The sequence below is a fragment of the Nostoc sp. DedQUE07 genome (assembly GCF_034530975.2).
In the GTDB taxonomy this organism is placed as follows: Bacteria; Cyanobacteriota; Cyanobacteriia; order Cyanobacteriales; family Nostocaceae; genus Nostoc.
On record NZ_JAVRCC020000029.1, the window covers coordinates 91,153 to 97,932 of the forward strand.

General features: G+C 40.5%; 7 protein-coding genes. 2 read left to right on the forward strand and 5 right to left on the reverse strand.

Features of this window, described 5'->3' with window-relative positions; all coding sequences use genetic code 11:
• The first annotated feature begins 263 nt into the window (after positions 1-263).
• Positions 264-701: an NUDIX hydrolase gene (locus RMZ95_RS21440; RefSeq protein ID WP_322684332.1), complete on the forward strand. Its 438-nt coding sequence runs from the start codon at positions 264-266 to the stop codon at positions 699-701.
• Positions 702-800: 99 nt separating this feature from the next.
• Here the strand turns inward: RMZ95_RS21440 and RMZ95_RS21445 are convergent, their stop codons facing one another.
• Both RMZ95_RS21445 and RMZ95_RS21450 read right to left on the reverse strand, forming a co-directional pair.
• On the reverse strand, positions 801-1,592 hold the full coding sequence (locus RMZ95_RS21445; RefSeq protein ID WP_322684331.1) for a GH25 family lysozyme: 792 nt from the start codon (positions 1,590-1,592) through the stop codon (positions 801-803).
• Between the two features lie 101 nt (positions 1,593-1,693).
• Positions 1,694-2,335, reverse strand: coding sequence for a DUF4232 domain-containing protein (locus tag RMZ95_RS21450; protein ID WP_322684330.1), 642 nt, complete (start codon positions 2,333-2,335; stop codon positions 1,694-1,696).
• Between the two features lie 158 nt (positions 2,336-2,493).
• Here RMZ95_RS21450 and RMZ95_RS21455 point away from each other — a divergent pair, with 158 nt between their 5' ends.
• Positions 2,494-3,000, forward strand: coding sequence for a pentapeptide repeat-containing protein (locus RMZ95_RS21455; protein ID WP_322684329.1), 507 nt, complete (start codon positions 2,494-2,496; stop codon positions 2,998-3,000).
• A gap of 96 nt (positions 3,001-3,096) precedes the next feature.
• Here RMZ95_RS21455 and pip read toward each other — a convergent pair whose 3' ends face one another.
• The 3 genes from pip to RMZ95_RS21470 form a co-directional block, all read right to left on the reverse strand.
• Positions 3,097-4,044: a prolyl aminopeptidase gene (gene pip / locus RMZ95_RS21460; RefSeq protein ID WP_322684328.1), complete on the reverse strand. Its 948-nt coding sequence runs from the start codon at positions 4,042-4,044 to the stop codon at positions 3,097-3,099.
• A gap of 111 nt (positions 4,045-4,155) precedes the next feature.
• A complete protein-coding gene (locus RMZ95_RS21465; protein WP_322684327.1) occupies positions 4,156-5,106 on the reverse strand; it encodes a MoxR family ATPase in 951 nt (316 codons plus the stop codon).
• Positions 5,107-5,176: 70 nt separating this feature from the next.
• Positions 5,177-6,295, reverse strand: coding sequence for a DUF4350 domain-containing protein (locus RMZ95_RS21470; protein WP_322684326.1), 1,119 nt, complete (start codon positions 6,293-6,295; stop codon positions 5,177-5,179).
• Positions 6,296-6,780: the final 485 nt, after the last annotated feature.

Genomic DNA, 6,780 nt, shown 5'->3' on the forward strand with positions numbered 1-6,780 from the left:
CATCACCCGCTCAAACACTGATGCTAAAAATTTTTTGAATAAATAGCTTGCTACCCTTACGCTATCCGTTAGTTGCACAAAATTCATTCTGAATATTGGCTCCTGACTCCTGAATTCCATTTCGATAATTAACTCTTATAAGTAAAAATCTGTTTTTAACCTTTTCATAACTTAAGATTAACCAAAATTTATCCGGTATCAGCTCTAGAATTTCTGAAGTAAACATTGTACAAAAAAGCTAGGACGTACAGGATGGAAATTACATGAGTCGCAAAACCAGTAAAGTGTTTATACAGTCTGGGGTAATTCCTTACAGAGTGAACAATGGTAAAGTTGAAATCTTGCTAATTACAACTCGTGACTTTCAACACTGGGTGATTCCCAAAGGAGATATTCCTAATGGTATGAGTCCACCTGATTCCGCAGCCAAAGAGGCGTGGGAAGAAGCAGGGATAATTGGGCAAATAGATGCAAATGAACTGGGAACTTACAAGTACCGCAAACAAGGCAAAATTTATTGCGTCAAGATGTATTTATTATCAGTTGATATGCTGAGTGAAGATTATCCAGAAGCAACTAAAAGAAAACGACAGTGGGTAGAAGTGAATAAAGCTATTAGGCGGATTAAGTTTAATTCACTCAAACGAATCCTTAAAGGTTTTTTCCAGGTCGAATCTCAATTTTGTTCATTACGATGTTAAGTAACAACCACAATAAATTAAACTATATTATACAATATAAAATTAATTAAAGGTTTGGAGCCGTTGACCACAAACCTTTGTTTATTCACACCGACTTACTTAAATCCATAGCAAAGCTATCCAAGTTTTTATACCGACAATTCCATCAGCTTGCAATTTTTTAGATGTTTGAAAACTAACAATTGCATTCTTAACTGACTCAGAAAAACGCCCATCGATGGCATCAGTATATAATCCAATATCTTTTAATTGCTGTTGTAATTGTTTTACTCTTAGCCCAAAATCTCCTAGCTGCAATCCATTAAATCTATTCAAATCGGCTCGACCACTAACACCAGTTACACCAGATATATCACCTTCATATTGATGGATTAAGTATTGTCCTTGCCAAGCACCAGGAATAGTTGGGTTCCTAGTTCCGTAGTGGGCAATCCATAATGGATAACTAGCAAAATCAGATGGATTACCAAGTTGTTCCCAAAAACTGGGGAAGGTATAAATAATTGGTTTGATTGGTTTTTTTGTTTGTTGCAAAAGGGCTTTTTCCACCTCTGCTAACCACAACTTCGCTCCATTAATTACAGCTTGGCTACTTCCTTTGTCAGTTACTTCTACATCCAGAACTGGTGGTAAGTCTCCCGCTTCTAATTTGCCCAGCGTTTTTAAGAATTCTTTTGCTTGCTGAACCGGGTCAGATGTATGAGGGTGAAAGAAATGATAAGCACCCCGAATCAGACCAACAGCTTTCATGGTCTGCCAGTGATGAGCAAAAGCAGAATCTTTAATGCTAACTCCTTCTGTGGCTTTGACAAACGCAAAAGTTTTACCAGAGTTTTTTACTGCCGTCCAATCTACTCTGCCATCTTGATCGGCAACATCAATTCCTTCCATAAAATTTTTTAACCTTTTTGATTAGTACAATCCTGAACTTATCAGAGGCTTTGATTAAATTTATGCTTTTTCTGGGTATTTGAGTAAATTACAGAAATTTACTAAGGTTGAGTGTTAACGGCTCGTACTGGAGTCACTCTAACTTTGCCTGTACAAGGTTTGATTTGTTCTGTAAGGGTAAAGTGCTCGTAAGCATTTGGAGGTGTGATTTGAATTTTACTAGACATTGGGCAATTTTGATCTGGGGAACTAATGTGGTTGTAAGCTATTTGAAATGAGGCTTGTTTCCCAGGAGCTAGAGTTACTTGTTGTCGAGGTTGCTTACTCGAAAAGTAAGTATCCTTGGAGCGAATAATTTTAATCCCCTGTAAAGGTTGGTCTTTTGCATCCAGTAGTCCCAATCCCGGATAACCGTTGAGGGTGCAAGGAGATGAACCGTTATTAGTGAAGGCGTAAGTAAGTGCAACATTCCCAACGCCAGCATCTTCGGAAATTCGGCGCACTGACAATTGGCTAGTTTCACAGCGCGTCGGATTCGTGGCAATAGTTGCTTCAGGGGTAGAATGCTCTATAGGTTTTGCAGTCGGTGTAGGTGTTGAAGTCAACACAGCTTCTTTCGTCGGCTGTTCAGTGCTTGCTGGCAAGGCTTGCGGCTGTTTTGTAACAGAGGAAGAACCGACACAGCCAGTTGTCATTGCAGTTAGGAGCAACAACATACTGCTTTCCACAATTAAAATTCGCATATCTTCTTTTTTTGTAGTGAACTACTTACACTGATGCTTCATATACAGTATAAGTTTCCAAAGTTACAAGAGTTAGTGTTGCTGTGCATATACCATCTTTTAATAACGTTATTAGTATCCCTGTCATTATATGTATTGAAAGATGCAAGAAGTAAATTATGAAAGATGAAAGAAACTTTATCGAGCGTAGAAAGTTGCTTAAGAGATATGCGGCTGGCGAGAGAAATTTTGCTGGGATTAGAATCAGTTCGTCCGGGCTGGATGGAGAAGATTTGCGGGAAATTGACTTGAGCGGAGCCGATTTGATAGGTGCTGATTTGAGTGGCTCCAACCTGAGCCATGCCAACTTGAGTGGAGCCAAAATGCTTTGTGTTAACCTCACTAATGCCAATCTCAGTTATGCCAATTTGCGAGGAGTTGACTTGAGTGGTGCTGATTGTATTGGGACTGACTTCTCCAATGCCAATCTTATTGATGCTATCTTGACTGCTGCTGTATTTGATGGGGCTAACCTCTACAGGGCAGCGATTGGTGGTACTGCCAAATTCATAAAAACTGATTTCAGAGGAGCCAAAAATTTCCCTCCTCTGGGAGAAGGTGTTTTGGTGTATCAAACCTTTAGAGAAGATGGAAGTTTCTTCAAAGGGCCTGATTGGATTGAGTGAGGTACAAGAACCCCACCCCCAACCCCCTCCCCGCAAGCGAGGAGGGGGCTATGATGTACTTTATATGATTGGGAAACGCTATAGAAATCTAAATATTCAACCGAATTTGATATTATCTGTTGCTTCAATCAAAGCACTGCAAATTCCTGGTTCACTCATCGAATGTCCGGCATCAGGAACCACTATAAATTCGGCTTCCGGCCAAGCGCGATGTAATTCCCAAGCTGATATCATTGGGCAGACTACATCATAGCGTCCCTGAACAATTACAGCCGGAATATGGCGGATGCGGTCTACATTTAAGAGTAATTGATCTTCTGTTTCCAAAAATCCCTTATTCATAAAGTAATGGCATTCAATCCGAGCAAAAGCTGAAGCAAATTCACTCTCACCAAACTTTTGCATCAGTTCTGGATCGAAGAAAAGTCTACTGGTACTAGCTTCCCAAATTGACCAAGCACGCGCTGCTGTTAATTGAATTTCTAAATCTGGATTGGTCAAGCGTTTGTAATATGCTGCGATTAAATCGTCACGTTCATCTATGGGAATTGGTTTGAGATATTCTTCCCAAGCATCAGGAAAAATATAACTAGCACCCTCTTGATAAAACCAGCGCAACTCTTTTTGTCTCAGCATGAAGATGCCACGCAGAATTAATCCTGTGCATCGAGAGGGATGGGTTTGACTGTAAGCTAGTGATAAAGTGCTACCCCAACTACCACCGAAAACCGCCCACTTATCTATACCTAAATGTTGGCGCAGTTTTTCGATATCACTAACTAAATCCCAAGTGGTGTTTTCTCGTAATTCGGCATGGGGCGTACTTTGACCACAACCGCGCTGATCAAACATCACTAACCGCCATTTTTCTGGGTGGAAATATTGCCGATAAAAAGCTGGACATCCGCCACCAGGGCCCCCATGCAGCAAAACGATGGGTTGACCTTGGGGGTTTCCTGACTCTTCAAAATGGATAGTATGAAGGTCGGAAACTTGTAAACTACCTTCTAAGTAAGGCTCGATCGCTGGGTAAAGTTGTCGCATCTTGGATATTTTATCAGTAATGTTGTGATGGCGATCGCTATGTCTTGGTGAAACAACTCCCCTTCTCCCAAAATTGAGATAAGAGGGATTTACGTCAGAGGTTTAATTTTTTTACCTTGGAACTGGTACTTGATTAATTACCGACGCAATTACCGCATCCATTTGTAAACCATCCAGCATCGCTTCTGGTTTTAAGATGAGACGATGACGTAGCAACGGTGATGCAACTGCTTTTACATGATCTGGCGTTACAAAATCCCTTCCCGCTAACCACGCTAATGCTTGAGATGTCTGCAACCAAGCACCGGTAGCGCGGGGTGATGCACCCAAAGTTAAATCGGGATATTGACGCGATGTTCTCACCAACGCCAACAAATAATCAACGATCGCTTCTGATACTTTAACTTCTTTGACTGCTTGTCGTGCTTGCAAAATGTCGGCTACTGTTGCGATTGGTTTCAAACGGCTAATATCTAAACGTCGTGCTGCAAAACCCGCCTGACGATTGAGTAACATTTGCTTTTCAGCAGCTTGATCGGGGTAATCTACCATCAGCTTAAATAAAAATCTGTCTAACTGTGCTTCTGGTAAAGGATAAGTACCCTCAAATTCTAGTGGATTTTGTGTCGCAATTACCCAAAATAAATCTGGTAAAGGCAAACTTTCACCATCCAGTGTTACCTGCATCTCTTCCATTGCTTCTAGCAGCGCCGCTTGTGTCTTGGGCGGAGTACGGTTGATTTCGTCTGCTAGCAATACTTCAGTAAATATTGGCCCTTTTTTCAAAGTGAAATTGCGGCTATTCAAGTCAAAAATATTAGTACCAGTAATATCTGAAGGTAAAACATCTGGTGTTAATTGAATCCGGCGAAACTCCCCTTGAATTAACTGCGCCAACACTTTTACGAGTAGAGTTTTCCCAGTTCCCGGTACTCCTTCTAAAATTACGTGCCCACCCGCTAGCAGTGCTACTAAGAGTTGCTGTATTAAGCTAGATTGTCCAACAATTACTTGATTAAGACCTTGACCAAGACGAATTAAAATAGGATGTGTTTCACTCATATTTTTTATTGATAAATAACCAACGCAGAGTACAATTCCAAAAAAATAATTACGAATTCCGAATTACGAATTACGAACTTGTGCTGAGCGTAGCCGAAGTATTACGAATTTCCCTAATGCTTCGCCATTTTCCCAACCAGCTTAACAGTTCTCGTTCGCTGATGGGTTGTTTGCGAGATTGTAGCTTTAAAACTGCATCTAGTTCGGCTGCACTTGCACCTGTTTTTTCCATCCAGAAATCGATCAAGGCTTGACGTTCTAATAGTACTTGCCCTAATCCCAAGACTTTTTGGAGTTCTAGTTGTTCTTGTTTACCCACCATTTCAACAACAAAGTCGGTGGTATCAGCTTTCTGCAACACTCCGGCTAAAGCTTGGATGTATGCTTCGCTATTATCTACAAGTGGTGTATCTAAAGCTACTGGCTTACCAAAGCGGCGATTCTGCGCCCAAACTAGCACTAATAGCAGGATACCTACTTGTATCAAGATTGGAAGTAAAGGAGTTTTGGCAAAAAAGCTAGATAAATCTCCTTCGCTTTCTTTCTTCCTGATATCGGCATCTTTATAGCCGTGGATGTATTCATCGACAAAGACTGTGTTACTTTTTTCAGTAACTAAACTAGCTAAATACTTGAAATTACTTAAATAATCTTGGTAGGCGTTGGCAGCTAAATAAGGAGTGGTAGAAAAAATCACCTTTCCTTTTTTGTAATTTTCTTTCCAGACAACAGCACCAAAGCGATCGCCTAAATTAACTTGCTTAGAGTTAGCTTTTTTATATCGTCTACGTGTATCAATTTTAATATCACCTTCAGGAGATTTTTGCATAGTGCTAAACTCCGCTTCTGTAACCCGCGCCTTTGCACCCAAAATTACCAAAGTATTCCCTTTTTCTACCCATTCCCGCTCTTGACTATCTAGTGTGGTTTCTCTGGGATAGCCGCCTACTTGTAGCAAAGTAATTGGGCTGTTCTCTGGCTGAATATCACTAAAAGGCTTTTGCCAACGCTTGATAGAAATTCCCTGTTGTTGCATAAAAGCGTACCAAGCACCATAGCCATCAGAGTTACGGTTATAGGTAGAGCCAGCGTTAATTTTAGTATTATTGGGAGCCGCGAACAAACTAAGTAAAACGATCGCAGCGAGTGCGATCGCTCCCATCCAAGCAAGGCGATTTGGACGTTTCATTTTCGACTTTCATAGTCTTTAAATATCACTGTTAATACTTACTTATTTTTCAGGCAAAGTCAAAAATATAATTAACTTTATCAATACCTTGTCCTTTAGGACACGCTACGCGAACACCAATTTACGCGGATCGGCTAAGTTGAATCGAGACAATCACCAAGATTTCTCTTTCATTCCTTCCAACGGGTTATGTTCATATCCGTGTCGATATTAGTTGATGTGGAGTGCTTATATTAACTAAACCAAATGAGCTTTATCTAAATCAAGTATCAAATTAGACATATTTGCCGAGGCTGTTTAATTTAAAAAAAAGCGAAGCTTGGGAGTTAAGCGATCGCATCGCATATTTACATAGCAAGAAAAATAGCGATCGTAATTGGGGCGTCTACCAACGCTTGATTTCGCTTGTAATTCTGAATCTAGAGGTTTAACTGGAGTTTAGACTAAGCCATGCAAAATGACCCAGCAAGGCTGAGTTAATCAGA

Bases quoted from the DNA above. Each gene is read 5' to 3' on its own strand.
- RMZ95_RS21440 (WP_322684332.1), top strand. From the start codon at position 264: ATGAGTCGCAAAACCAGTAAAGTGTTTATACAGTCTGGGGTAATTCCT.
- RMZ95_RS21445 (WP_322684331.1), bottom strand. From the start codon at position 1,592: ATGGAAGGAATTGATGTTGCCGATCAAGATGGCAGAGTAGATTGGACG.
- RMZ95_RS21450 (WP_322684330.1), bottom strand. From the start codon at position 2,335: ATGCGAATTTTAATTGTGGAAAGCAGTATGTTGTTGCTCCTAACTGCA.
- RMZ95_RS21455 (WP_322684329.1), top strand. From the start codon at position 2,494: ATGAAAGATGAAAGAAACTTTATCGAGCGTAGAAAGTTGCTTAAGAGA.
- pip (WP_322684328.1), bottom strand. From the start codon at position 4,044: ATGCGACAACTTTACCCAGCGATCGAGCCTTACTTAGAAGGTAGTTTA.
- RMZ95_RS21465 (WP_322684327.1), bottom strand. From the start codon at position 5,106: ATGAGTGAAACACATCCTATTTTAATTCGTCTTGGTCAAGGTCTTAAT.
- RMZ95_RS21470 (WP_322684326.1), bottom strand. From the start codon at position 6,295: ATGAAACGTCCAAATCGCCTTGCTTGGATGGGAGCGATCGCACTCGCT.